Genomic DNA, 24,616 nt, shown 5'->3' on the forward strand with positions numbered 1-24,616 from the left:
GATTTATGCTAACAATTTTTAAAAATAAAAAACAGTCTAAAAATGGTCAGGAAACTATGGTATAATTAAACTAGGGAAAGGGACAGTTGCCGATTTTTATCTTACTATCTTTTTTAGTAACAAATACTATTGAACTATCCTGCCCATTAACTTAATACCATTACTTCATACGACTGCCAAGGATTTCTTCTCGATTGCTAAAAATCTTTTTTACTCCACAATCTGGCCATATGAGCCAACAGCGGGCGTATTCTTTAATTCCGTGAGCGCGCCCTTTTATTGAATAAGAATTTTTTTCAAATTGAGACGGATTGGCATATAACATTTCAGTAAAGGCTTTATATAAAAACGTTACTTACTTATTTGTTACCGAGTTGTTCCGCTAAACCGATTAGAATTCCTTCGGTTCCACGAATGTAGCAGAGCCGATACGAGTCCTCGTACTGAACCACTTCGCCAACGATCTGAGCACCATACTTAGTGAGTCTGGATACCATTTCGTCAATATCTTCAACGGTGAACATGACGCGTAGATAACCAAGCGCATTTACAGGAGCAGTCCGGTGATCTGATATAGTAGGTGGGTTGAGAAATCGTGAAAGTTCAATTCGGCTGTGACCATCTCGGGTAACCATCATAGCAATCTCTACGCACTGAGAACCCAATCCGGTTACGCGACCAGCCCATTCACCTTCGACAGTGGCTCGTCCTTCGAGGTTCAAGCCAATCTCCTCAAAGAAAAGGATTGCGTTATCAAGGGATTCTACAGCGATGCCGACATTGTCCATTCTTAGTAATTTGTTTTTTGCCATAGTTTTATCTCCTTATGTGTAAAATTTATTACTATAGACTTCTTCTAGATTACTAAAACAATTCCTTTATATCTATACCATTTCTTTTATTCGATTAAATGACCCTTTTCATAAATAATCATAAATAAAGAGCACAACTCTTATTCCAGAATTGCGCCTGTTTGTGGAAATCCACTAGCATTAATTATCACCCAGGTGCTTATTTAACGTGTCAGATGTCTTTTCCAATAAATTTTGGTTAATTTCAGTATAATAGACGCCTTTAATAATTTTTTCCTCTGCCTCCTGTGCCATATCGATGACCTGCATGGACACAGAATTCATATCCTCCATTTGGTTTAATGAACCGTTTGGAATATTTTTTTTACCACTTTCTTCCAAAAGGGCTTTAATTTCTGAAGCGGACAATTGATCTTTAATTAAATCACCCATTTCGCTAATTAATTCCCGATTCCCCTTTAAATCCTCCTTAACAATTCCTAACTTATTATATATATGCTCTTCCGAAAAAGTGGCATAATAATCGATTGAAATATCTAAAAGGTTTGAAACTGTTGTTATAGCGGCTTCAGGGTCTGGCTCATAAGCAGATGCATGCATTAACTTATCATTGTCTATTATTTCTCCTTTAGAATTAAAAATTTCGACATGCGCCTCACGAGGAATTGACACGACATTCATACTGTTGTCATCGCTATTGTAAGTCAGTACGATGTTAATATTGCTCCTACGATTCGTTTCACCAGCTGAATCTTTTCCCAGTAATAACACTGAAAAAGATAAATCTTCTTGTTGATATGCTTGTTGTTCGGTTTCTTGAACCATTTCGTTGCCAAAGTTTAGATTCGGCAGAAGTATAACAAGTGCTAAGATTATTGCCGTTACAGAACCTAATACAGGAACGACATAACGTTTGCCTGTGTTAAGTAGAGTTCTATTGCTGCCTTGTTTTTGATCTTTCCTGTCTTGAATTTTATTTAATGTTTCAATCCTATCTTCTTTCGTGAATTTCAGATCTTCCTTTTCCAAATAAGAAAAAACCTCCTTCTTAAATTTTTTATTCATAAGCATTTCCCTCCTCAATTAAAATTTTTAATCTTTGTTTTGCTCTGCTTAGTCTTGTTTTAACTGTATTGACATTTAATTCTGCTACATGGGCTATTTCTTTAATGGATAAAGACTCATAGTAATACAAAAAGATAACTTCCCTATAATTTTTGGATAAAGAAAAGATAAGACTCCTCATCTCTTCAGATTTGGCATTTTTAATCATCTTATCTTCTGCTGAAGGTAAAAAAGTTCCAATCGCGCTTTCCAAGAAGCTTCTTGCTTGAACTTTTCGAAAGTGCCAACTTCTAAAATAATCCTTACATTGATTGATTGTAATTCTGTATAGCCAGGTTTTTATTGATGATTCAAAACGAAAGTTATCTAAGTTCTCATAGCATTTAATAAAGGTGTTCTGAACCATATCCTTTGCAGTTTCTTTGTCTTTGACGTAACTAAACGCTAATCTAACTAGATCACTCCCATATTCGGTCATGACTCTCTCTAGAATCTCTTCTTTCTTCCCCTCTTCCATGACTCCTCCTATTTTCAGCTAGATTTAGTTATTTGGCCTTTAGACGACAACTGATCCAAAATGGTTTCAACAATCCTTAAAAAAGAAAAAAGCATTATATACAAGATAACTCAAAACCTTGAAAATAATGCTCAGCTTTTATTAATACATATTTAATAAAATTAATCTCCGCCGTTATTACACACAATGTTAAAAAAGTTAATCTATTAATTGGCCCTAGAAAGCAATATTGGGCGCATTTTTATTTGAACTGCACCCCAATTGTTAGACACAACTAACAAATTGGAGGTGCAGTTCAATTCGGGATAAGCGCCCTTTTCTTGAATATCGCGATATTAGAAAACGATTGTTTAAATTCTAAAAGGAATCTCCCATTAAAGTACCTGATACGAAAACAAAAAGATCTCGTTCTGATGTCAAGTATCTATTGAAAAAGTTGGTTCTTTTTTTCTTTTACCTTTTGGGTACTAAGCACAAAGCTAGCGATTGCTGCAATACTACAAACATATGGGAGTTGAGAATATCCCCAAATAGATATGACATAACCTCCAATCATTGAACCAATGGTGATACCAATATACAGAGCAGTATTATTCCATGCCATAACAATTCCTCGTTCTTTTGGATATTCCACTGCTAATCTCACTTGGTATGATGTAAATCCTGCATACCCGACTAAAGCCCATATAAACAGAAAGAAATAAATCGAATCGCCAGATGAGAAGAATATCCCTAAACAAATGAGTACTAGAGTTAAGAAAATTAGCGTAGCCTTCGAAATCTTTCTTTCTCCAAATTTATCTGTTAATTGCCCACTTGTAAGGCTTCCTAAAACAGCACCGACACCAAAAAAGGTAACAGCCAATGCGATTTCTGATGATGAGAATCTATTTTCGGAGTAAAGCGCTGCACCTAAATAAACATAAAGGGCATACATGGAAATCGCCCAAATGGTAGTAACACTTACGGAACCAAGTATTCTTAGAAGATTCCCTTCTAATAGACGACTTCTTGTTAAATCACTTTTAGGAATAGATTTCCATGTCTTGAAGTTCACTACCGCCAATATGGCTCCTATGATCGCCATTACAACAATACTGAACGCCAACCAAGAAAATGCTCTAATAACGTACCGAATGGCGCACCTGCCCAAAGAGCTGTTAAGTGTCCTGAGACAACAATCGAAAGCCATTTTCCTCTTCGATTTGGTGGAGCTATATCTCCAATGATTGCGTATATCAAAGGAGTAATTGAAGCAACGGATAAACCAGCTAAAATACGACTAACAATTAGCCATAAAAATGAAGAAGCAAAAGCAGTTAGCGCGTTAGAAATAGCGAACAATAATAAACCAAACGTAATAATTGTTCTTCGTCCCTTTTTATCTGAAAGCCAACCAAAGAATGGAGCCGAAAAGGCATATGTAACCGCAAAAACAGTTACCATCCATCCGGTCGTCTCTGGACTAACCTTATATGCTTCCGAAATGAACGGTAATAACGGAGACGCCACAAATAAATCAGTACCCATCAGAAACAAAGTTATCCAACTAACACTTAAATTTGCCCTCCCTCGTATCTCCATAGCCCCCCATATAATATTATTTATACATGTATATTCACTAGGGGTTATAAAAAAGAAGCGATCTTAAAGGAAAGCGCCCTTTTGCATTAAAAAAATAAACAAGCAATTTTGTTCTTATTGCTTAAATGCTTCTAACCTTTGAACTTGAACTCCTTTGTCATCAAAGTTCTCCTCTGCCAACCATTGGGTTAATGCTTGTTTATGTAGTGGCCATTCTTCTTTTAGCATTGAAAACCAGTTGGTGTTTCGTGAACGTTGTTTATAAATCTGGTTGTTTCTAAATGTCCCTTCATATTGAAACCCTAACCTTTTAGCAGTTTTGTTAGAAGGAGCATTGAGAGAATCACATTTCCATTCATAACGTCGGTACTGAAGTTCCTCAAATACATATGCAGCTAATAGATAATGTGCCTCAGTAGATATGCGTGTCCTTCTTAATGCATCTGAAAAATTGATATGCCCTACTTCAACTACCCCATTTTCTTGATCAATCCTCATCAAACTAAAAATTCCAAGAGGCTGGATCGTCTCTTTATTCAGCACAACATAAAAAACTTCTGTCTTGCTTGCTATTTTTTTCAGTAGCATCTTTTCAAATTCTTCATAGTTTTGAGGGGGCTCTTCTGGCAAGTAAGTCCAATTACTAGGGTTCGAGTGTTTAAAGCATTCATAGAGAGCTTTACTATGCTCGCAAGTCAACTTAGTGACAATCGTATATTTCCCAACATAATACATATCTGCAGGGAGTGCTCGTTTCTGCCAGTTAGGCATTGCTTTGCCAATTGGCTGGTTGTATTGGTTTATTCTCTGATTCATTTAATCACCACATTTCATTACATTATTTATTGCAGCATAACTCGTTAAGAATAATTAATCATCTGGTCTTTAATGATTTACTCCACAATCTGGCCCTTTTCCTCAAGATTCGGCACTGATCTTTATTCCAGAAAAGCGCCCTCGTATATTATTATTAACCAGATTTTTTCTGGTGATAAATCTATGTACCTTTCATTCAAGGTATAATGGATTTAAATCAGAGAGAGGATGCCGTTCTGCGCCCTTGAAGCATTGTCTTCGTGCAATAGACTGGCACCTCTTTCTTTATAGACCTATTCGAATGAGCTGGATGACACGTGGTTGTCGTATATCGAACGAGGTTGGGTATCTATCAAGTTTTAGAGGTTTTCCTTCTACTCTGGTTAATTTTACTTTGAGGTGTTGTTATGATCTATCTTGGAATTGATATTGGAAAACGTCATCACGAAACTGGATTGATTAACGAAAAAGGCAATTCTATTGGAAAAACAGTACGTTTCGCTAACTCTAAAACAGGTAGTGATAAACTCCTTAAATTCCTGAATCAACACCAAGCTACACCCGAAAATTGTGTTTGTGGTATGGAAGCCACCGGTCATTATTGGTTATCTGTTTTTTCTTTCCTTCATAAACTTGAGTTTAAGGTTACTGTTTTTAACCCGATGCAGTCCGATGCTTTACGGAACTTTTATATTCGTAAGACAAAAACGGATGTGAAGGATGCCTTTCTCATTGCTCAGGTAATTCGCATTGACTCCCCGAAAGAAACGCCTTTTATAGAAGAAGATTTACTTCAACTTCGGCATCTTGAGCGATTACGTTATACCTTAGTTGACCAAAGCCCCGATGTTAAACGGAAAATCATCGCTTTCTTGGAGTTTCCATCGGTACAGACGTTTTTAGGATGCAGATCCAACTTTTATTGGAACAAATCATGTTACTTGAAAAACAATTAGTACAAATCGAGGTAACAATGATGGAGCTCTCGAATCAACAAAAGCATTTTTTAACGACCATTACTGGAGTGAGTCACCTAACAGTTGCCGTCATATTAGGTGAAATTGGATCCATTAATCGCTTTGAGCGTCCTGGACAGTTAGTGGCGTTTGCCGGTCTAGATGCGTCCGTTAACCAATCGGGCGAGTTCAACAGTTCCTATACCAAGATGTCAAAACGTGGCTCGCCTTATCTGAGACGCGCTATTTGGCAAGCAGCATTTGTGGCTAGTTTTCATGATCCTGCATTATCCCTTTATTATCAAAAATTAAGAAACCGAGAAAAAGTTTATGGAACTGCGGTAGGCGCCGTCGCTCGGAAATTAACGCACATCATATTTGCGATTTTGAGAGATGGACAGCCTTATGAACCTCGAGCTTAATCAAAGAATTATAAACAACTTATTCATCCAATTTCTAAAATCACCCAAACGGGTGGTCTATTTGTCGTACAAAAATGCGTAGAAAAAAAGGATTTACAGGAAAATAATTTACAAATAATGCTTGACTTTTTATAGCTGGTCTATTATGGAATAACTCAGGGTCGTTGAAATTAGTTCAAATCTTAATCAACATTAGTACTACCAAAGTTGAAGAACTGTTCTAAACAACCCTTTAAATTGAATAATCATGAAGTTTGGTGCTTGAGTTACTCTACCTATTTTGATATAGGTAAAGTCCATAATCTTGCATGACAGAGGTGTGTCCCATTTGCCGCAACATGGTGGCTATATTCCCACGATGATAGGATCCGTGAGTGACTACGTGTAGTACAGTTTCAGAAACAGAAGTCTCAAGCAACCCTGCATATGGATTATTAACTGAAATTACCCTTTCCAGATTTTCTTGGCTGTTGAGAAGTGCATTATATCGCTCAGATAAATCTAAGTATAACTTTTCCACTTCATCAATATTTTTTGTCTCCACTTGTTCACTTAATTCATTCGCAGACGTCATCGCTTCACTCATACTTTTACCTGAGATAACACCAAACCAGGTACAGTCTACGATGTAAATATGGGATAACACCTTTGATACCGAAGAGAAACCACTTTGAATTTCCTTATGATAAATGTCCTCTGGCAGTTCTTTTAAACGATCAATGATCACTCTATTTGCCCATGCGTGGTAGTCGTACATTTTTAAAACGGGATGCGTCATTTTAAAGATCCTCCTATTTCACTTTTTAAAATTGATCATTTTACAAATAAATGATTAAACAACTTCCTTGACAATTGTTGTCAGTACCCTTATACTTCTAATTCTAGTTTAACTATAAAAGTCCTTCTTCAACTAAATTGTCCTATTCAAAAATAGAGCGCATTTCAACTTCGGAAATGCGCACGATAACGGAAACTCATTTACTAATTTTTATACAACAATAATTAGTATTCAACGATAAATCTACTCAATATTTCGAAGAACTCTCAATGCATTGCTCCAAGAAATGACTTGGTCAATTACTTTGTTGACAGACTCCTCTTGAAAGGATTCAGGTTTAAAATCACTAAAATTTTTAAAGTCAGTAAATAGTGATAATGCGACTTGAGCACGCACGTCGGCAACCATAAGTTCACCCATGATAAGCCGTAAGTTCTCGACTGCACGAGTACCTCCATTGGCACCATATCCTACAAAACCAGCAGCTTTATTGTTCCACTCCTTATATAAATAATCAATAGCATTCTTAAGAGCGCCGGATGTTGCATGGTTATACTCGGGAGTAACGAAAACATAGCCATCAAAAGAAGTAATCTTCTTAGACCAATTTTTTGTATGAGACTTGGTATACTGCTCGGATGCTGCTCCCATGGGCTCGTCGAGCAATGGTAAGTCATACTCTGCAATATCCACAATCTCGAACTCGGCATCACTGCGTCTATTTGCTATTTCATGTACCCAACGTGCTACTGCCTCCCCATTGCGACCCGGACGCGTACTCCCAATAATAATTGCTATCTTAATCATGTTTTACTCCTCCAATAAAAATATATACTTTCTATCCAGGGGAACTTTTAACTTTGTTGCTTTTAAACAAAATTGTTTTTTGAAATAAGCATTGTATTATTGATAAAGAGCTACTTTTTTGTCTTCATGTTTTCTCGATCACTCGTGTAACTTGAAAGGTATCGACCTCTACAGTCCTGGCCCCACAGCGCTTAATAACTTCAGCGATGGATGCTTTGGCTATATCAAAACCAGTTGCTGGAGAGCTACTCTCCCAAGCTTCCTTTGACAACCATTGCCCATAGTTCACCACCCGACTTCCATTTTCACTTGCATGAAAGCTTGCTGAAACAAATCCAGTGAAATGGGTAAAGTGTTGTTCGACTTGATCAGCAATTCCATCAATCAATGCTTGTTGATATGTTGGGTCGACCTCGAACTCTACCATTACCGTAAAAAATTCGTTCTCTTTTATTCTCGGCATATTAATTAACCTCCTCAAATTAAATAACAACTTTGTCTGGTAACGCGACTTTACTACAATAAGTGATTGCCATCTCCAAACTGATCACATAAAACCATAAAATACTTCCAACTAAACGGTCAGGGTGCACGATGACAAGAATAAGTATTTGATTAGTAACCATACCCACCTTTGATCGTCACTACTGACTGACATATTTTTCAAAAAATGACTAGGGGGTTAAACCCCTAGTAAATATCGAGACACTTTCTTCGATAAAGGTTTCAATAGGAATAACTTCTAGTATTGGGTCCTTATTGATTCGTCCCATAGCTGCACCATAATTCATGTATAGAAATGCAACAGCCTGCCTTTTAGGATCCGTTTTAATAACTTTTCCCTTTTCACACATTTCTCTGAAGTATTCAGTTAAGAACTCCTTTAACTGTTGAGGATGCTTATGAGTAGCCTCCTGAAATCCAGGAAGATCTTTATGTCCCCTTGCACTAATTTGAATCATTTTTCGATTCTGATACATGATCCTGTGATACGTTTGGCTTATCATTAGTAAGTCTGCATGAAGATCCCATTTTATGTTCTCATCAAAGAGATCTTTCATCCTTCCTGCATAATGATAACGTTGAAAGGCTGTCTCTAACAGATTTTGTTTGCTTTTAAAGTGCCTAAACAGCGTTTTTTCACTAAACCCGGCTTTTGTTGCAATTTCTTCAGTCGATACGCCATTGTATCCTCTATCTGCCATAAGATCTATAGCAACGTTCATGATTTTATCAGAAGTAGCCTGTTTTCTACTTGAAGTCATTCAAATAACCTCTATTCTTTTTAACTGTCAGTACTGACTGTAACAAATATAAAAGATTATCTGTTTGTTGTCAAGTTCAATTCTAAAATTTTTTTTGATACCTTGCTTATTCCATTAAATGGCCCTATAACAGAAGGACGCGTTATTCGATAAACGCGCCCGTTAATGAAATAAGCCAGCTAAAAAAACAGAGTTAATAATTTATTGGACATAAGACCTGTTCATTAATACTATTCGCCAACCGTCGGGATCTTCTATTGTAATCCCTTGTTCCTTCCAGTATCCATTCTCCGGTTTAACCTCTGTATATCCCATTTTCCTTAACCGTTCTGATACTTTATTGATTTCATTTTTACTAGTTATATAAAATACTAAGAGATTATCTTTTGTTGGGGCAGGGCAAGGACTACCATCAATATGGCGGGTAAATTCTAAATGATAATCAACATCTGGCAATCCAAATATGACTCCTTCATAACCCCTATGCCCTTTAAATTGTTGAATTTGTTTAAGTCCTAAGCCATATTGATAAAAATTTATGATTTCTTCAAATTTATCAGTAGGTCTAGCTATTCTTACCTGTGCTGCAGTGAATTCCTTAAATTCCAAATTTAAAACCAACCTTTCTTAATAGAACTTTTAAACTTTAAATTGCTTTCTTGTTCAACAAAATGGTCCAATTCCCGCACAGAGGTGGTTAATCAACAACTGCACCCGTTAGTTGAGGGGGTTGATATACAACATGAATCATATTTTCTAATATTACTGTTGCTTTTCCTGTAACTGAACAGTAAATGGTTTTGACTCATAGGACTTAGCAACCTTCTCAAAGGTTTGTTGTATATCCTTTTTTGTGGCCTTTCCTTTATTTTCAGTTTCCGAGATTACCACAATATACTTTATCCTTTTTTCATAGTCTTGACTCATGATTAAACCAGTTGAGCTATAACCTTTAGATTCCAATTTTTCAGCAACCTTTTCTCCAAATTCAGATTGAGTTATATCTACACTTTTAACTTCTGTAGAGTCATTTGCATTCACTTGACTCTGCGGCTTCCCATTATTATTCATAAAGTTGAATATGACTACAAGAATTGAACTAACTGTCAGAACTCCAAGAAGAATTCTTTTCATTCAAACACTCTTATTTCATTATAGTATATCCAAGAGTTTTTATTGAGAAGTAAAAGAGAGCACGGTGGTTAAGTAAGGTATAGGCAGGGTTAAATCTATAATGAAAATAAGCGCTAATCCTTATTAAAGAAAAGCGCCCGGTAAACGAATAACTGTAAAGCTAATGAAGCTTTTTTAAAAGCTGCGTTTCCCTGCCCAGGCTCCTTGCATTTTACTGAGGAATACAATTTGCCCAATATGATATGCGTTGTGCATTGCTAAACTCTTCAGTTCAAGCACTAATGGATTATCATCAGGAATCGGTCTATACAAATCTTCTAGTTCTGATTTTGCTAGTATTTTTTCAAGTTCACGATGAACAGAAAAGTATTCTTGTTTTGTTTCCTTCCAATTTTGAAAGGTCTCAGTTGGTAATCGATATGTAGCGTCATTATTTTCTGCCTTTGGTTCATTTGCTGTTTCACCAAGAAAGCGTAACAGAATTCTCTTTTCATAGAAAAGTAAATGACAAACTAATTCCCAAATGCAATGTTCCCCCTCAACTGGTGTCCAAATTGCCTGTTCCAAAGTAATATTCTCTAGTACTTTTTCAAGCGGTGGAAACCAGTCTTCTTTATCTAAGCAGCTTGCCCATTGTTTTAACAAAAGTGTCCTTACATCCATTTTCTATTCCCTCCAATGCGGCGTATTGTTTTGGTACAACTTACAATTTCGAGATGAACCATCTGATTACCTCCCTTACTCAACAATCTGCTCCTAATATGGCATACGCTTGTTCTGGAATTGCACCCGATTGCTTATTTTTTTGTGTTTGAAATCCTTAGCCTTTTCTGCAAGTATATCACGGCAAAAGCAATGGCAAGGATGTACAATACCCCATCTATAATTCTAATCGTTACTGTGTATTCAAAAAATGTCCCAGCCAAGAATTGCAGTACACCAATAGCAACTAAGTCAATTATCATCACCCATTTATAAAACTTGTAACTAATAATAATCCCCCCGTCTTCCGCGAAAGGGTCCTTATATGAATATTGGCGCGATGCTTATTAGTTAATCGCGCCCGATTGTTTAAAAGTAAAAACAAATTTTTTAAAGTCATATACTTAGAGTTGATTTGATAACTTTGTTTTAATCATCTTTTGTTGCTTTCTCATAAATCCTTCCATCGGTATCCGTAATAATAATCTCAGACTGCACTCGATTTAGTCCAATGGCAATGACAGGGTTCGCTTCAACTGAGTTATTATAAAATGTTCTTATTTTTATTTCAGTTGTGTTTCCGTATTCCTCGACATCTAGAACTTCTATGTTGTTACCTGCCATTTCTTCACCTAAAGATAAAATAACAGCTTTATTTCCCTCTGAAATAGTAAAGGTTTCGTATCCTTGAATAGTTGTATCTGTCTGAAGTTGCTCCGTATATGAACCAAAATCATCTCCACCAGAATATTGTGTTTTTTTCACTATCCAGTAATCAACTTGATTGAAATAGATCAATGCACTATACGAAATTATAAACAAAATGACAATGGTATATATTAACTTTTTCCCTAATGAACATTGGCCAAACAAAGCTAATACAATTGAAATTGCCAGAATTCCTAAACTTAATACTCCAAAGGGCATACCTTCAAATCCACCTATTACAGTAAGACTTCCAATTAAAGATAGACCTCCAATTATCGCAACCACTAAAACCCTTTTCTTATTATCCATTGCTTTTACAAAAAGATAAGTAAGTGCATAGATTGCAAGGCCTATTAACAACCCTATTAAAAACATATATACAAACAAATTCCCACCACCTTTTATTTTTCCGAGCAACTCTTATGTAAACTACAACATATCAAAAGCAAGTATTGTGCCACGATCTGGCCCGTTTGTTGTATTGTCACATCCCATATTGTCAATGTCCTTGTATTAAAATTTTTTATAAATTATCAGAGTTTATTTCAAAAGCAACATCTGTAACATGATCTAAGAAAATCTACAGGGCATAAATCGGGCACAAACATATATCCCATTATAAAAAACCCTTGCCACAATATTGCTGTGACAAGGGTTTTATCTGTTTTAACCGATGGAACCTTCCATTTCGAATTTGATCAGACGGTTCATTTCGACTGCATATTCCATTGGAAGTTCTTTTGTAAATGGCTCAATGAAGCCCATTACAATCATTTCAGTCGCTTCTTCTTCTGATAAGCCACGGCTCATCAAGTAGAAAAGCTGTTCTTCTGAGACTTTAGATACTTTTGCTTCGTGTTCTAATGAAATATTGTCATTGTTAATTTCATTATATGGGATCGTATCTGAAGTTGACTCGTTATCCATAATCAAGGTATCACATTCAATGTTGGAACGGGCACCAGTTGCTTTTCTTCCAAAGTGAACCAGACCACGATAAGAAACTTTTCCACCATGTTTCGAGATAGATTTGGAAACAATCGAAGAAGAAGTGTTTGGTGCTAAGTGATGCATTTTTGCACCAGCATCTTGTAATTGACCTTTACCAGCCAATGCAATGGAAAGTGTCATTCCGCGAGCACCTTCTCCTTTTAGCAGAACAGCTGGGTATTTCATTGTTAATTTGGAACCAATGTTTCCGTCAATCCATTCCATCGTTGCATTCGCATCACAAGTTGCACGTTTTGTAACTAAGTTATACACATTATTTGCCCAGTTTTGGATGGTTGTATAGCGGCAGTATGCATCTTTCTTAACGAAGATCTCAACCACAGCACTATGCAATGAATTTGTTGTATAAACAGGAGCTGTACAACCTTCAACATAATGCACGGATGCACCTTCATCAACAATAATTAATGTTCGTTCAAACTGTCCCATATTTTCCGAATTAATACGGAAATAGGCTTGTAATGGTGTTGAAGTCTGTACCCCTTTTGGAACATAGATAAATGAGCCACCTGACCAAACAGCAGAATTTAATGCTGCAAATTTATTATCGGTTGCAGGAATTACTTTACCAAAATATTCTTTAAAGAGTTCTTCATTTTCTTTTAATGCTGTATCTGTATCTTTAAAGACAATACCAAGCTCTTCAAGATCTTCTTTTAAGCTGTGATAAACAACTTCAGATTCATACTGAGCAGATACGCCTGCCAAGTATTTTTGTTCTGCTTCTGGAATACCTAATTTATCAAATGTCTGTTTAATCTCATCAGGTACTTCATCCCACGTTCTTCCTTGTCGTTCAGATGGTTTTACATAATATACAATCTCATCAAAATTCAACTCAGATAGATCACCACCCCATTGTGGCATTGGACGCTCGTAAAAATGCTCTAGTGCTTTCAAACGGTAATCAAGCATCCACTGTGGCTCTTCTTTCATTTTAGAAATCTCTTCAACTACTTCACGTGTTAGCCCTTTGCCTGAGCGAAAAACCGAAACGTCACGATCATGAAATCCATATTTGTACTCTTCGATTTCTGGCATATTTTTTGCCATTCGTAAACCCTCCTTCAGGTATTGGTAGAAATCAACTATTAAACACTCACGTTACCCTTCATTAACTCCCTTTTCCATCGCTTTCCAAGAAAGGGTTGCACATTTAATTCGTGCAGGAAACTTCGAAACTCCTTGTAATGCTTGAATATCTCCAAGATCAATACCTTCTTCGTCTACTTCCTCACCTAACATCATCTGTGAGAACATGGTAGACATCTTCATTGCATCCTCTATCTTCTTGCCCTTAATTGCTTGTGTCATCATTGAAGCGGAAGCCATACTAATAGAACATCCTTCTCCTTGGAATTTCGCATCCTTGACAATCCCATCCTCCACTTGCAACTGGAGTTGTATACGATCACCACAAGTAGGATTATTCATATCAACGGTTAAAATATCCCCTTCTAGACTTCCTTTATTCCTTGGATTTTTATAATGATCCATAATAACTTGTCTGTAAAGTGTATCAAGGTTGTTAAAAGACATTACCAAAATACTCCTTTGTTTTTTGAAGTCCATCTACTAAGCGGTCAATATCTTCTTCAGTATTATAAAGATAGAAACTTGCTCGAGCAGTTGCAGTTACATCAAGCCAACGCATCAAAGGTTGAGCACAATGATGGCCCGCGCGAACAGCAATTCCTTCTGCATCAAGTACAGTGGCTGTATCATGTGGATGAACATCATCTAGATTAAAGGTAACTAGAGCAGCACGTTCCTCTGGACCAAAGATTGAAATACCATCAATGGTACGCATTTGCTTCATTGCATACTTAGCTAACTGCTGCTCATGCGCTGTAATTTGATCCATGCCGATTTCGTTAAGAAAATCAATTGCTGCGCCTAGCCCGATAGCCCCAGCGATAATTGGTGTACCACCCTCAAACTTCCAAGGAAGTTCTTTCCAGGTAGAGTCATATAAATTAACAAAATCAATCATCTCTCCACCAAATTCCACTGGTTCCATCTGTTCAAGTAATTTCTTCTTGCCATATAAAACACCAATTCCAGTTGGTGCTCCCATTTTATGACCAGAAAATGCGTAAAAATCACAATCAAGATCTGTTACATCTACTTTAATATGCGGTGCACCTTGAGCACCGTCAACAACTATGACAGCACCGTGCTCATGTGCAATGTTTGCAATATCTTTAATTGGGTTAACCGTCCCTAATACGTTGGAAACGTGTGTAACAGCAACAAGTTTCGTTCGGTCCGTTACGGTTTGACGAACATCTTCTAGACTTAATGTGCCATCCTCTTGCAACGGAATATATTTTAATGTAGCACCAGTGGCTTTTGCTGCTTGTTGCCAAGGAATGATATTGCTATGATGCTCCATCGGAGTTATAACAATCTCATCCCCTGCTTGTAAGTTTGCTCTTGCATAACTGTACGCAACGGTATTTATTGATGTTGTGGTACCACGGGTAAAAATAATCTCAGCAGTGCTTTCAGCATCAATAAACCGACGTACCTTGTCTCTGGCACCTTCATACGCTTCTGTTGCCTTCGTTCCAAGTGTATGAACACCACGATGCACATTTGAATTATAGCCTCGGTAGTAATTATCTACAGCTTCTATCACAGAAATTGGCTTCTGTGATGTTGCTGAAGAATCTAAATATACAAAAGGATGACCATTCACGTCCTGATTAAGAATCGGAAATTGTTCTCGAATGGCCTTTACATCCATTAGTAAACCTTCCTTTCAATTACCTGAGTTAATTGATTTTTAACAGCTTCAATTGGTAATTGATTAACTACTGGTGCTAAGAAACCATGAATAATCAAGCGTTCTGCCTCTTCCTGCGTAATACCACGACTCATTAGATAATACAATTGAACTGGGTCTACTCGGCCGACAGATGCGGCATGACCAGCTGTAACATCATCTTCATCAATCAGCAGAATAGGGTTTGCATCACCACGTGCCTTTTCACTTAACATCAGTACACGAGATTCTTGTTCTGCATTTGATTTAGAAGCACCGTGTTCAATCTTTCCAATACCATTAAAAATGGCTGTTGATTTATCCTTCATAACACCATGTTGTAAGATATACCCCTCAGAGTTTTTACCAAAGTGAACGATTTTAGCAGTGAAGTTCTGTGTTTGATTTCCTCGACCAACCGATACCGTTTTAGCATTGGATAGGGAATTCTCACCAACTAAATGTGTGATGTTTTCAGATACTGTATTTCCATCATTCATTTGTCCTAATGCCCAATCCACCGTTGCATCACGGTAAGCTACGCCACGACGATTATTATAAGCAGTCGTACCTTGAGCAAAATTATCCACTGCTCCGAATGAAATTTTTGCATTATCTTGTGCAATCACTTCGGTTACAACGTTCGCAACAGTTGCTTCTTGTTCATTGTGCGAGATATAGTTTTCCACATAAGTTAATGAACTACCTTCATCCGCTACAACAAGAACATGGTTAAACAGTGCTAGCTCTGGGTCTTCTTGCCAAAAAATCGTCTGTAATGGAACCTCCACTTCAACATTTTTTGGTACATATACAAAGACACCGCCGTTCATTAAAGCAGCATGTAATGCAGTCAAACGATGCTCATCAATCGAAACTGCATCTTTCATGTAATAACGCTTTACTAAATCACCATGTTTTTCTAAAGCTGTGAAAATATCCGTAAAGATTACTCCTTTGCCTTGGAGGTCTTTACTTAATGTACTGTACGCAACAGAGTGATTTCGTTGAATTAGAAGATTCTCAGGTAGATTATCCTGATCAAGAAATTCTTGTAATTCACTTGGTAACTCACTCAGCGACTGAATAGCATCACCAGGGGCTGTATGTTTGAATTGGCTAAAGTTCCACTTACCGATCTTTGTTTTATCAGGTTTGGGTAATTCAAGAGCATCAGCTTGTTCTAGTGCTTGGAAGCGTAATTCACGCATCCATTCTGGTTCATTTCTTTCTTTCGAAAACTGATCAATATATTCTTTATCGTATGGCAGTTTTGTTTCCACAGTCATATTACCCCTCCTTACCATTACGCATTTTGCTCGATAGTTTCGTCTTCAATACCTAATTCTTCCTTAATCCATTCATAACCTTCCGATTCAAGGCGTTGTGCAAGTTCAGGACCACCCGACTTAACCACACGGCCTTGCATCATTACATGTACTTTATCAGGCGTAATGTAGTTAAGTAAGCGTTGATAGTGGGTAATGATTAAGCAACCAAAGTTTTCATCACGTAGTTTATTGATTCCTTTAGATACAACTTTTAAAGCGTCAATATCTAGTCCAGAATCAATTTCATCTAAAATCGCAATCTCTGGTTTCAATAGCATGAGCTGAAGGATTTCGTTACGTTTTTTCTCACCGCCGGAGAATCCTTCATTTAAGTATCGTTGGGCCATGTTTTTATCAATTTCAAGATAGTCTAAGACATTATCCATTTCTTTAATGAAGTTCATTAGTGAAATTTCATTACCTTCACCACGACGAGCATTCATGGAAGAACGAAGGAAGTCTGAAGTTGTAACACCACTAATTTCACTTGGATATTGCATAGCTAAAAATAAACCTGCACGTGCACGTTCATCAACTTCCATTTCCAATACATCTTCACCATCTAAAAGAACCGATCCTTCGGTAATTTCATACTTAGGATGCCCCATAATTGCAGAAGCCAAGGTAGATTTCCCTGTACCATTTGGTCCCATTACTGCGTGGAATTCTCCACCTTTTATAGTAAGGTCTACACCTTTAAGTATCTCTTTATCTTCAATTGAGACATGTAAGTTTTTAATTTCTAATGTTGATCCTGCCATATTGATACCTCCAAATACAAATAGTTTTATTGTTACTCTGTAAGGAATGTAAGATTCATTCTCACTTTATTCTCATTACAATCTTAAATCATTTCGAATTTATTATCAACTCTTTTAAACAGAGACCTTGAAGTATGGAAAATCCTTTGTTTATAGGATATCATGCCACCATGATAAAGTTCAAAATAAAAAGGTGCGAATACGCATTGTATTCGCACCTTTTTTCGTTATCATATATAGTTAATAATTATTCTTCACTTTTTCATATGCCCTTCATATTCAGCAGCAAAATGCTTACACTTCTCATGCTCTTGTTGACGCTTTTTCTCAATTGCTAGGCGTTTATCTAATTTTCTTTCGTATTCAGCAAAACCAATGTGATGGGTTTGCTGCATTGCCTTTTCCATTTCTGAAGTGTAATTCATGTCTATTCCACTATTAATAGGGAATCATCCTTTCTTGTTTTTGACACTAATAAGCGTATCACAAGTTTATTTCCCTAAACAAAGTGAATTAAAACGCATTTATCCATTTATATAATAAATTTTCCTCTATAACTTTGCTGAAAAAATTCTGTTCCGCTTTTTACGATCATATCCTTCATTATTCTCCCAATTACAAAATTGTTTAAAAATTAAGGCTATCCCCTTAAAAAGAGATAGCCTTTGTCCATCATTATTTTTGATTCCCACTTACCGGTACAACTGCACCACCATATTCCTCTTCCATAAATTGCTGTATTTCATCTGAATGTAATACTTCCACTAGTTTATTTAATGCTTCATTATCTTTATTCTCTGCTTTCACTGCAACTACATTCACATATGGAGAATCTTCATCTTCTACCATTAATGAATCCTCTAGCGGATTTAAGCCAGCCCCAATTGCATAGTTTGTATTAATCACAACTAATGCATTCTCATCTGATTCATAAAAATCAGGAAGCATTGCTGGACCATAATCTGGCGAAAACTTCAGGTTCTTCGGATTTTCCGTAATATCATCAATGGTTGCTTCTGCTTTCTTTACATTTTCATCTAATTTTATTAAACCATTTTTCTCAAATAAAGATAGTACCCGGCCATGATCTGCTACGGCATTACTCATTACAACTTCTGTTCCTTCAGGAATAGCTTCTAAGCTAGAAATCCCTTTCGAATAAACACCCATTGGCTCAATGTGAATCCCATCAATATAATCTAAATCATATCCTGTATCTTCAATTGTTTGTTCCAGATAAGGAATATGCTGAAAATAATTGGCATCAATTTCGCCATTTGCTAAGTCATCATTAGGAAGAACATAATCCTCATATTCTTCAATTTCAAGCGTAATTCCTTGTTCTTCAAGGATTGGCTTGGCTTGTTCAAGAATTTCTGCATGAGGAACGCTTGAAGCGCCTACTTTTATTGTATTTGGATCTGAAGAACCTTCTTCTCCTCCACATGCAGCTAAGATAATACCTAAACTAATAAAAAGTACGATTGAAGTAATTAGTTTTTTCATTGTTTTCGCTCCTCTTGCTTGTCTTATTTTTCTAACGCTTATCTAATTTTCGTGTAATAAAGTCCCCAAGGAATTGGAAGATAAATACGATGACCACAATAATAACGGAACAGATGAGTACGACATCAAAATCTCTTCGTTGGAAACCAGAATAATATGCATAACTTCCTAACCCACCTGCACCTATTGCTCCAGCCATAGCTGTGTACCCGATTAATGCAATTGCTGTTACCGTAATTCCCGAGATTAATGCTGGCATGGATTCTGGTAACAACACCTTAAAGATGATAGTACTTGTTTTGGCTCCCATTGCTTTGGCAGCTTCTACAACCCCTTTATCAACTTCACGTAAAGCAATTTCCACTAGCCTTGCATAGAATGGCGCAGAACCAATAATTAATGCCGGCAAAGCAGCCTTTGGCCCACGTATGGTACCCATTAAAAACTCTGTAAATGGAAATAACAATAAAATTAATATGATAAATGGAATCGCGCGAAAGATATTAACAAACGATGCTGTTGTAACGTTCAGTACTTTATTTTGCCACATACCGCCATTTCTAGTAAGGAATAATAATAAACCTAATAATATTCCAAATACGAAAGTTCCAATTAAAGCAATAATTGTCATATAAAATGTTTCATATGTTGCCGTCGTTAAGTCTTCTAATTTAAGATTTGGAAATAATTCAGTCAGCATCACGGACAACCTCCAATTCTACCGAGGTTTGTTCACGAATAAACGTAATCGCTTGGGTGACATCATCCTGATTACCACCCATTTGGATGAACAATGTGCCATAAGCCCCTGCCTGAGTTTGTGTGATTTTCCCCTGCAATATACTCACATCTACCTGATATGTTTTAATAATTTGGCTGATCAAAGCATCGTTGGTTGTTTCCCCAACAAAATGAAGCCTAATAATTTTCCCTTGCTCGTTGTTTTTAATTAATTGGTTAATATCATTATCTTCCTCGTCAGATCCCATTACCTGCTTCACAAATTTTTTGGTAACCGACTGCTGTGGATGCAAGAATACATCTAAGACATTTCCTTGTTCAACCACTTTCCCATTTTCCATCACTGCCACTTGATTGCATATTTTGCGAATGACATGCATCTCATGGGTAATTAAAATGATCGTTAGACCTAATTGTCGGTTAATATCCACTAATAAATCCAAAATCGCATTTGTTGTTTCTGGATCTAAAGCCGAAGTTGCTTCATCACATAATAGAACAGATGGTTTATTAGCTAATGCACGCGCAATTCCAACACGTTGTTTTTGGCCGCCGCTTAATTGTGAAGGATAGGACTGTTCTTTTCCTGAAAGCCCAACTAAATCAATTAATGAATGTACACGCTCTAAACGTTCTTCTTTCGATACACCTGCTATTTCTAATGGAAATGCAATATTCTCTTCCACCGTACGTGACCATAACAGATTAAAATGCTGAAAAATCATACCAATATCTTGTCTAGCTATTCTAAGATCCTTTTTATTCAATGCTGTCACGACTTGATCGTTAATAACTACTCGTCCATTCGTTGGTTCCTCTAAGCGATTGAGTAATCGAACGAAAGTACTTTTACCAGCACCGCTATAACCGATAACACCAAAGATATCTCCTTGATCAATCGAAAGGGTCAAATTATCGACGGCTGTTGTGTCTGTCTTGTTTGATGTAAAAATCTTACTCAAACCCTCTATCGATATCACATGTCTTCCTCCTTCATTCCAAACTATCTATTATTGTACCCTATAAAATAAATAAAAACGCCTTTCTGTAAGAGAACAGAAAGACGTTTGAAATTCGTCATTTCGTCCTCTCATCTGTCAAAGCTATGCTTCGCAGGAATTAGCACCTTTCGAATAAACTTCGTCGAAGGTTGCCGCGGTTTCATAGGGCCAGTCCCTCCACCGCTCAAGATAAGAGTAAAGAATCTATTTATTTTCGATAAACTAAATGTTAGCATGCCGTTATACCCATGTCAATGACTTTTCACTTATTTGTTTGCAAACATTTCAGGTTTGTAAGTTAGTAAAAAGTTATAGATGTTCGGAATATCTTTGAAAGCATAAACCTTTTCTATAATTTCACCATCTCTTTTTATACATAAACAAGGCACACTCTCAATTTGATGTTCTTGCATAAACTCTGGATGGAGGGATGCATTCATTTCATAAAAAATGTCTTCTTGATGCACCGACTCTATTTTTGAAAGCATCGTCCTTGCAAGATTACATGTTCCACAAAAAGGGGTAAAAATATAAAGCAGATAGTTATCCTGTTTCAGCTGATCATTCGTAATTAATTGCAAAATATCACCTTACTATATGAAATTTAAATCAAAAAGATCGGATTAACAGCGATCCGTTTGCTCACTAATGTTTGAGCAAGTATATTTTCAGGTGTTGTAGCTACTTCTCGGTATTCACTACTAATATAAATATGGTTAGCATGTGGTAATTCTCTAGCCAATTGTTTGCGTAACTTTATTCCAGATTCATCTTCATCCACTAGGATATAAACGTCTTTATAATCAAGTGCATAATCTTCTAAAAGTTGATCAAAACGTTCTACACCTAAAGTTCCATTTGTACAAATGATGGTTAGGTCTTCAGAAATCACCTTTTTAATCTGTTTCTTATCTGTCAATCCTTCTACAATGATTATTTTTTCTAATTCATCCGTTATCATCACATAGCACTCCTCAGAAAATCAAGCGACAGGTTTTCATATATTATATGATGAAAAACTGTTATTTAGTGATTGTTTTCATAATAAATGTACAAGTTCTGCTCTGAATAGAATCATTTTCTTCATTGTAAAAACAAGGCTGATTGCAATTGAATTGCATATCAGCCATTACTGTAACTAAATTTAATTAATCCTCGCTTATTATTTCTCCATAACCATCAGCAGATAATAATTCGTCTAACTCTGATTTTTGGCTTGGTTCTACTACTACCATCCAAGCTTTTTCGTAAGGTGACTCATTTACATATTCCGGGTTGTCCTCCAATTCTTCATTCACTTCGACAACCTTGCCACTAATGGGAGCATATAATTCTGAAACGGTTTTAACAGACTCTACACTTCCAAAGGGTTCATTGATCTCTAATTCATCACCTGGTTCAGGGAGTTCAACAAAAACAATATCTCCTAGTTCATCTTGGGCAAAATCCGTAATACCAATACGTACATTGCCATCCTCTTTTTTTACCCATTCATGTTCTTTTGTGTAAAATAATTCCTTTGGTAAGCTCAAAACAATCCCCTCCAATATATCATTCCACTTTCACTATACAAGTTTCCATGACATTTATCCAGCATTTCTTTTTAAATTTTTATAGCCAGTGATCTTGAAACAATTCTTCTTTAAAACCAACCGTTACTTTAGAGCCATCTGTAACAATTGGACGTTTTATTAACATCCCATCCGATGCAAGAATTTCTGCTATTTGTTCATTTGTTGCTTCTTTAATTTTATCCTTGATATGTTGCTCACGATATTTTTTGCCGCTCGTGTTAACAAATTTCTTGGCTGGAAGCCCGCTTTTTTGAATTAGATCAAGCAATTGTTCTTTACTAGGTGTCTCTTCAACGATATGTATCGGTTGATATGTAACCTGATTATCTTCGAACCATTTTTTTGCTTTTTTGCATGTCCCGCAATTTGGGTACCAGTAAAATATTACTTCCATATATAAACCTCCTAATCCTATATTGAGCATTATTATAGCAAACGAGCTGTGAAAAGATCGAGCAAAAGAGAGCAGCTATCCGTATTCTTTTTCGTATGTCACATAAATCACAAATAAAATATCCCTTGCACTATGGCAAGGGATGAACAGCTCGATAAATTAAAGGACGTATTTTTCAGCCTCAATAATAGCACCGGCAATTTCACGTTTTTTCGTTATTACATTTGTTGGTGTATGTCTTGTTAATTTACGTAAAGAAGAAAGCATCATTCGTAAGGTGTCTCCCTCTTCAACAGCAATTAATGTTTCTTTTGCATCTGCTTCTATTCGGTTAAATGCTTCTTGTACGTATACTTGTGTGTATAGCAGCTTTTGTTTATTCTTTTCTTCACCCGTATGATTAATCGCTTTTTCGGTACGAAGAATTGCAGATTCCATATTATAAACCTCAGCCACCATGTCGGCAAGATTTACTAAGATTTCTTGTTCTTGCTCAATTTTTTGCATATATTTTTGAGCCGCAAGTCCAGCTGCTAATAGAATGATTTTCTTGGCATTTTTGAGTAAATGTTTTTCCTGTTCCAATGTTTCCGTTCCAACTTCTTCTGGCATTAACATCATTAATTCTTCTTGGAGCCCTTGTGCTTTCTGAAGTAAAGGAAGTTCTCCCTTCATTGCCTTCTTCAATAAGGTACCTGGCACAAGCAATCGATTAATTTCATTTGTACCTTCAAAAATACGATTAATTCGAGAATCACGATACATACGTTCTACTTCATATTCTTGCATAAAACCGTATCCACCGTGTAATTGGACTGCTTCATCCGCAACATAATCCAACAGCTCTGTACAAGTATATTTGTTCATGGAGCATTCAATTTGGTATTCTGCAATGGCACGAGCAACTTCTCTTCCATCATTTAATTGTTCTTGTGTTAACGAACCCATGCGTTGCTCAAAAAGTCCCACTGTACGATAAACAGCACTTTCATTTGCATATGTTTCCGATGCCATCGTAGCCAATTTCTCTTTCGTTAAAGCAAAGCTAGAGATAGGTGTATTAAACTGCTTTCGCTCATTTACATATTTTGTAGCTATTTCTAAGCCTCGCTTCGAACTACCAACACCGCCAATTGCCAATTTATAACGACCAACATTCAAAATATTAAACGCAATAACATGACCTCGACCTTTTTCTCCTAATAGATTTTCAATTGGTACTTCAACATCTTCTAATATTAAGGTTCGTGTAGAAGAACTTTTAATTCCCATTTTCTTTTCTTCTGGGCTTGTGGATACACCAGAAAATGCTCTTTCGACAATAAAAGCTGAGAAATGCTCTCCGTCAATTTTTGCATACACTATAAACACGTCGGCAAATGCAGAGTTGGTGATCCATTGTTTTTCTCCGTTTAAAATATAATGGGTGCCTGCTTCATTTAATTTTGCTGTTGTTTTTGCACCTAAGGCATCTGATCCAGAACTAGGTTCTGTCAACGCATAAGCAGCAAGCAATTCCCCAGATGCTAATTTAGGAAGGTATTTTTTCTTTTGCGCTTCGTTACCAAAAAACACTATCGGTAAGGACCCAATCCCAACATGAGCACCATGCGTGACAGAAAAACCGCCAGCACGTGAAAATTTCTCGGTGATCAAGGAAGAGCTAATTTTATCTAAACCCAATCCGCCGTATTCTTCAGGGACATCTGCACCCAGTAAGCCTAAGTCACCAGCTTTTTTTAATAGATCTACCGAATATTCAAATTCGTGGTTCTCTAAATTATCTACTTTAGGAAGTACCTCTCCGTTTACAAACTCCTCGGTTGTTTTAGCAATCATTTTATGTTCTTCTGTGAAATCCTCTGGCGTAATAATATCTTCTGCCGTTAAATCTTCTACAAGAAACCCGCCGCCTTTAAAAACTTTTTCTTTTGTTTCACTCAATATCATCTACCCCTTTTTGT

30 protein-coding genes, 1 pseudogene and 1 riboswitch are annotated in these 24,616 nt (G+C 36.6%); of the genes and pseudogenes, 1 reads left to right on the top strand and 30 read right to left on the bottom strand.

Going from position 1 to position 24,616, the window contains the following annotated elements; all coding sequences use genetic code 11:
• Nucleotides 1-359 precede the first annotated feature (359 nt).
• From JKP73_RS00455 to JKP73_RS00475, 6 genes are all read right to left on the bottom strand, one after another.
• Nucleotides 360-812: a VOC family protein gene (locus JKP73_RS00455; protein ID WP_200410794.1), complete on the bottom strand. Its 453-nt coding sequence runs from the start codon at nucleotides 810-812 to the stop codon at nucleotides 360-362.
• A gap of 180 nt (nucleotides 813-992) precedes the next feature.
• Nucleotides 993-1,877: an LCP family glycopolymer transferase gene (locus JKP73_RS00460; protein WP_200410795.1), complete on the bottom strand. Its 885-nt coding sequence runs from the start codon at nucleotides 1,875-1,877 to the stop codon at nucleotides 993-995.
• The gene (locus tag JKP73_RS00465) at nucleotides 1,870-2,394 is read right to left on the bottom strand and encodes a sigma-70 family RNA polymerase sigma factor (RefSeq protein ID WP_200410796.1); all 525 of its coding nucleotides are present in this window, start codon (nucleotides 2,392-2,394) and stop codon (nucleotides 1,870-1,872) included. The genes JKP73_RS00460 and JKP73_RS00465 overlap by 8 nt, the downstream gene beginning before the upstream one ends.
• Nucleotides 2,395-2,818: 424 nt before the next feature.
• Nucleotides 2,819-3,502 carry an MFS transporter gene (locus JKP73_RS22980; RefSeq protein WP_234447028.1) on the bottom strand — a complete coding sequence of 228 codons (684 nt, stop codon included), beginning with the start codon at nucleotides 3,500-3,502 and terminating at the stop codon, nucleotides 2,819-2,821.
• The gene (locus JKP73_RS22985; protein WP_234447029.1) at nucleotides 3,481-3,924 is read right to left on the bottom strand and encodes an MFS transporter; all 444 of its coding nucleotides are present in this window, start codon (nucleotides 3,922-3,924) and stop codon (nucleotides 3,481-3,483) included. Before JKP73_RS22985 ends, JKP73_RS22980 begins: the two co-directional genes overlap by 22 nt.
• A gap of 168 nt (nucleotides 3,925-4,092) precedes the next feature.
• Nucleotides 4,093-4,794, bottom strand: coding sequence for a GNAT family N-acetyltransferase (locus tag JKP73_RS00475; protein WP_200410797.1), 702 nt, complete (start codon nucleotides 4,792-4,794; stop codon nucleotides 4,093-4,095).
• 407 nt (nucleotides 4,795-5,201) lie between these two features.
• Between JKP73_RS00475 and JKP73_RS23695 the strand changes: the two are divergent.
• A pseudogene (locus JKP73_RS23695) lies at nucleotides 5,202-6,172 on the top strand (IS110 family RNA-guided transposase).
• A gap of 271 nt (nucleotides 6,173-6,443) precedes the next feature.
• Here the strand turns inward: JKP73_RS23695 and JKP73_RS00485 are convergent.
• The 24 genes from JKP73_RS00485 to JKP73_RS00600 form a co-directional block, all read right to left on the bottom strand.
• Nucleotides 6,444-6,950 (bottom strand): DinB family protein, encoded by a 507-nt coding sequence (locus JKP73_RS00485; protein ID WP_021288958.1) that lies wholly within the window; start codon nucleotides 6,948-6,950, stop codon nucleotides 6,444-6,446.
• Nucleotides 6,951-7,193: 243 nt separating this feature from the next.
• Nucleotides 7,194-7,757: an NADPH-dependent FMN reductase gene (locus JKP73_RS00490; protein ID WP_200410798.1), complete on the bottom strand. Its 564-nt coding sequence runs from the start codon at nucleotides 7,755-7,757 to the stop codon at nucleotides 7,194-7,196.
• Between the two features lie 124 nt (nucleotides 7,758-7,881).
• Nucleotides 7,882-8,220: an antibiotic biosynthesis monooxygenase gene (locus JKP73_RS00495; protein WP_021288960.1), complete on the bottom strand. Its 339-nt coding sequence runs from the start codon at nucleotides 8,218-8,220 to the stop codon at nucleotides 7,882-7,884.
• Nucleotides 8,221-8,239: 19 nt separating this feature from the next.
• Nucleotides 8,240-8,383, bottom strand: a complete 144-nt coding sequence (locus tag JKP73_RS00500) for a hypothetical protein (protein ID WP_155974746.1) — start codon at nucleotides 8,381-8,383, stop codon at nucleotides 8,240-8,242.
• A 48-nt stretch (nucleotides 8,384-8,431) separates the two neighbouring features.
• A complete protein-coding gene (locus JKP73_RS00505; protein WP_038243104.1) occupies nucleotides 8,432-9,022 on the bottom strand; it encodes a TetR/AcrR family transcriptional regulator in 591 nt (196 codons plus the stop codon).
• A gap of 201 nt (nucleotides 9,023-9,223) precedes the next feature.
• Nucleotides 9,224-9,631, bottom strand: a complete 408-nt coding sequence (locus tag JKP73_RS00510; protein ID WP_021288962.1) for a VOC family protein — start codon at nucleotides 9,629-9,631, stop codon at nucleotides 9,224-9,226.
• Nucleotides 9,632-9,784: 153 nt separating this feature from the next.
• Nucleotides 9,785-10,156, bottom strand: coding sequence for a hypothetical protein (locus tag JKP73_RS00515; protein WP_021288963.1), 372 nt, complete (start codon nucleotides 10,154-10,156; stop codon nucleotides 9,785-9,787).
• 174 nt (nucleotides 10,157-10,330) lie between these two features.
• Complete coding sequence (locus tag JKP73_RS00520; protein WP_021288964.1) at nucleotides 10,331-10,819, bottom strand: DinB family protein; 489 nt, start codon at nucleotides 10,817-10,819, stop codon at nucleotides 10,331-10,333.
• A gap of 134 nt (nucleotides 10,820-10,953) precedes the next feature.
• Nucleotides 10,954-11,124, bottom strand: coding sequence for a hypothetical protein (locus JKP73_RS00525; protein ID WP_200410799.1), 171 nt, complete (start codon nucleotides 11,122-11,124; stop codon nucleotides 10,954-10,956).
• A gap of 163 nt (nucleotides 11,125-11,287) precedes the next feature.
• The gene (locus JKP73_RS00530) at nucleotides 11,288-11,953 is read right to left on the bottom strand and encodes a YesK family protein (protein ID WP_234447031.1); all 666 of its coding nucleotides are present in this window, start codon (nucleotides 11,951-11,953) and stop codon (nucleotides 11,288-11,290) included.
• 279 nt (nucleotides 11,954-12,232) lie between these two features.
• Nucleotides 12,233-13,630 carry a Fe-S cluster assembly protein SufB gene (gene sufB / locus JKP73_RS00535; RefSeq protein ID WP_021288967.1) on the bottom strand — a complete coding sequence of 466 codons (1,398 nt, stop codon included), beginning with the start codon at nucleotides 13,628-13,630 and terminating at the stop codon, nucleotides 12,233-12,235.
• Nucleotides 13,631-13,681: 51 nt separating this feature from the next.
• On the bottom strand, nucleotides 13,682-14,116 hold the full coding sequence (sufU, locus tag JKP73_RS00540) for a Fe-S cluster assembly sulfur transfer protein SufU (protein WP_021288968.1): 435 nt from the start codon (nucleotides 14,114-14,116) through the stop codon (nucleotides 13,682-13,684).
• Nucleotides 14,106-15,326: a cysteine desulfurase gene (locus JKP73_RS00545; RefSeq protein ID WP_038243098.1), complete on the bottom strand. Its 1,221-nt coding sequence runs from the start codon at nucleotides 15,324-15,326 to the stop codon at nucleotides 14,106-14,108. Before JKP73_RS00545 ends, sufU begins: the two co-directional genes overlap by 11 nt.
• Nucleotides 15,326-16,633 carry a Fe-S cluster assembly protein SufD gene (sufD, locus tag JKP73_RS00550; protein ID WP_038243094.1) on the bottom strand — a complete coding sequence of 436 codons (1,308 nt, stop codon included), beginning with the start codon at nucleotides 16,631-16,633 and terminating at the stop codon, nucleotides 15,326-15,328. Before sufD ends, JKP73_RS00545 begins: the two co-directional genes overlap by 1 nt.
• 17 nt (nucleotides 16,634-16,650) lie before the next feature.
• Entirely contained in the window at nucleotides 16,651-17,436 is a 786-nt protein-coding gene (gene sufC / locus JKP73_RS00555) for a Fe-S cluster assembly ATPase SufC (protein WP_021288971.1), read from the bottom strand.
• A gap of 254 nt (nucleotides 17,437-17,690) precedes the next feature.
• A complete protein-coding gene (locus JKP73_RS00560; protein ID WP_021288972.1) occupies nucleotides 17,691-17,861 on the bottom strand; it encodes a YuzK family famiily protein in 171 nt (56 codons plus the stop codon).
• A 250-nt stretch (nucleotides 17,862-18,111) separates the two neighbouring features.
• On the bottom strand, nucleotides 18,112-18,942 hold the full coding sequence (locus JKP73_RS00565) for a MetQ/NlpA family ABC transporter substrate-binding protein (RefSeq protein WP_021288973.1): 831 nt from the start codon (nucleotides 18,940-18,942) through the stop codon (nucleotides 18,112-18,114).
• A 31-nt stretch (nucleotides 18,943-18,973) separates the two neighbouring features.
• The gene (locus tag JKP73_RS00570) at nucleotides 18,974-19,642 is read right to left on the bottom strand and encodes a methionine ABC transporter permease (protein WP_021288974.1); all 669 of its coding nucleotides are present in this window, start codon (nucleotides 19,640-19,642) and stop codon (nucleotides 18,974-18,976) included.
• The gene (locus tag JKP73_RS00575) at nucleotides 19,632-20,663 is read right to left on the bottom strand and encodes a methionine ABC transporter ATP-binding protein (protein WP_038243091.1); all 1,032 of its coding nucleotides are present in this window, start codon (nucleotides 20,661-20,663) and stop codon (nucleotides 19,632-19,634) included. Before JKP73_RS00575 ends, JKP73_RS00570 begins: the two co-directional genes overlap by 11 nt.
• A gap of 107 nt (nucleotides 20,664-20,770) precedes the next feature.
• Nucleotides 20,771-20,880, bottom strand: a riboswitch (SAM riboswitch).
• A 70-nt stretch (nucleotides 20,881-20,950) separates the two neighbouring features.
• Nucleotides 20,951-21,265 carry a thioredoxin family protein gene (locus JKP73_RS00580; protein ID WP_021288976.1) on the bottom strand — a complete coding sequence of 105 codons (315 nt, stop codon included), beginning with the start codon at nucleotides 21,263-21,265 and terminating at the stop codon, nucleotides 20,951-20,953.
• Nucleotides 21,266-21,288: 23 nt separating this feature from the next.
• A complete protein-coding gene (locus JKP73_RS00585; RefSeq protein ID WP_021288977.1) occupies nucleotides 21,289-21,645 on the bottom strand; it encodes a toprim domain-containing protein in 357 nt (118 codons plus the stop codon).
• A 187-nt stretch (nucleotides 21,646-21,832) separates the two neighbouring features.
• Nucleotides 21,833-22,216: a glycine cleavage system protein GcvH gene (gene gcvH / locus JKP73_RS00590; RefSeq protein ID WP_021288978.1), complete on the bottom strand. Its 384-nt coding sequence runs from the start codon at nucleotides 22,214-22,216 to the stop codon at nucleotides 21,833-21,835.
• Between the two features lie 79 nt (nucleotides 22,217-22,295).
• Nucleotides 22,296-22,652 (bottom strand): arsenate reductase family protein, encoded by a 357-nt coding sequence (locus JKP73_RS00595; protein ID WP_021288979.1) that lies wholly within the window; start codon nucleotides 22,650-22,652, stop codon nucleotides 22,296-22,298.
• A 159-nt stretch (nucleotides 22,653-22,811) separates the two neighbouring features.
• Entirely contained in the window at nucleotides 22,812-24,596 is a 1,785-nt protein-coding gene (locus tag JKP73_RS00600; protein WP_021288980.1) for an acyl-CoA dehydrogenase FadE, read from the bottom strand.
• Nucleotides 24,597-24,616: the final 20 nt, after the last annotated feature.

Source organism: Virgibacillus salexigens (assembly GCF_014905415.1).
Lineage (GTDB): Bacteria > Bacillota > Bacilli > Bacillales > Amphibacillaceae > Virgibacillus > Virgibacillus salexigens.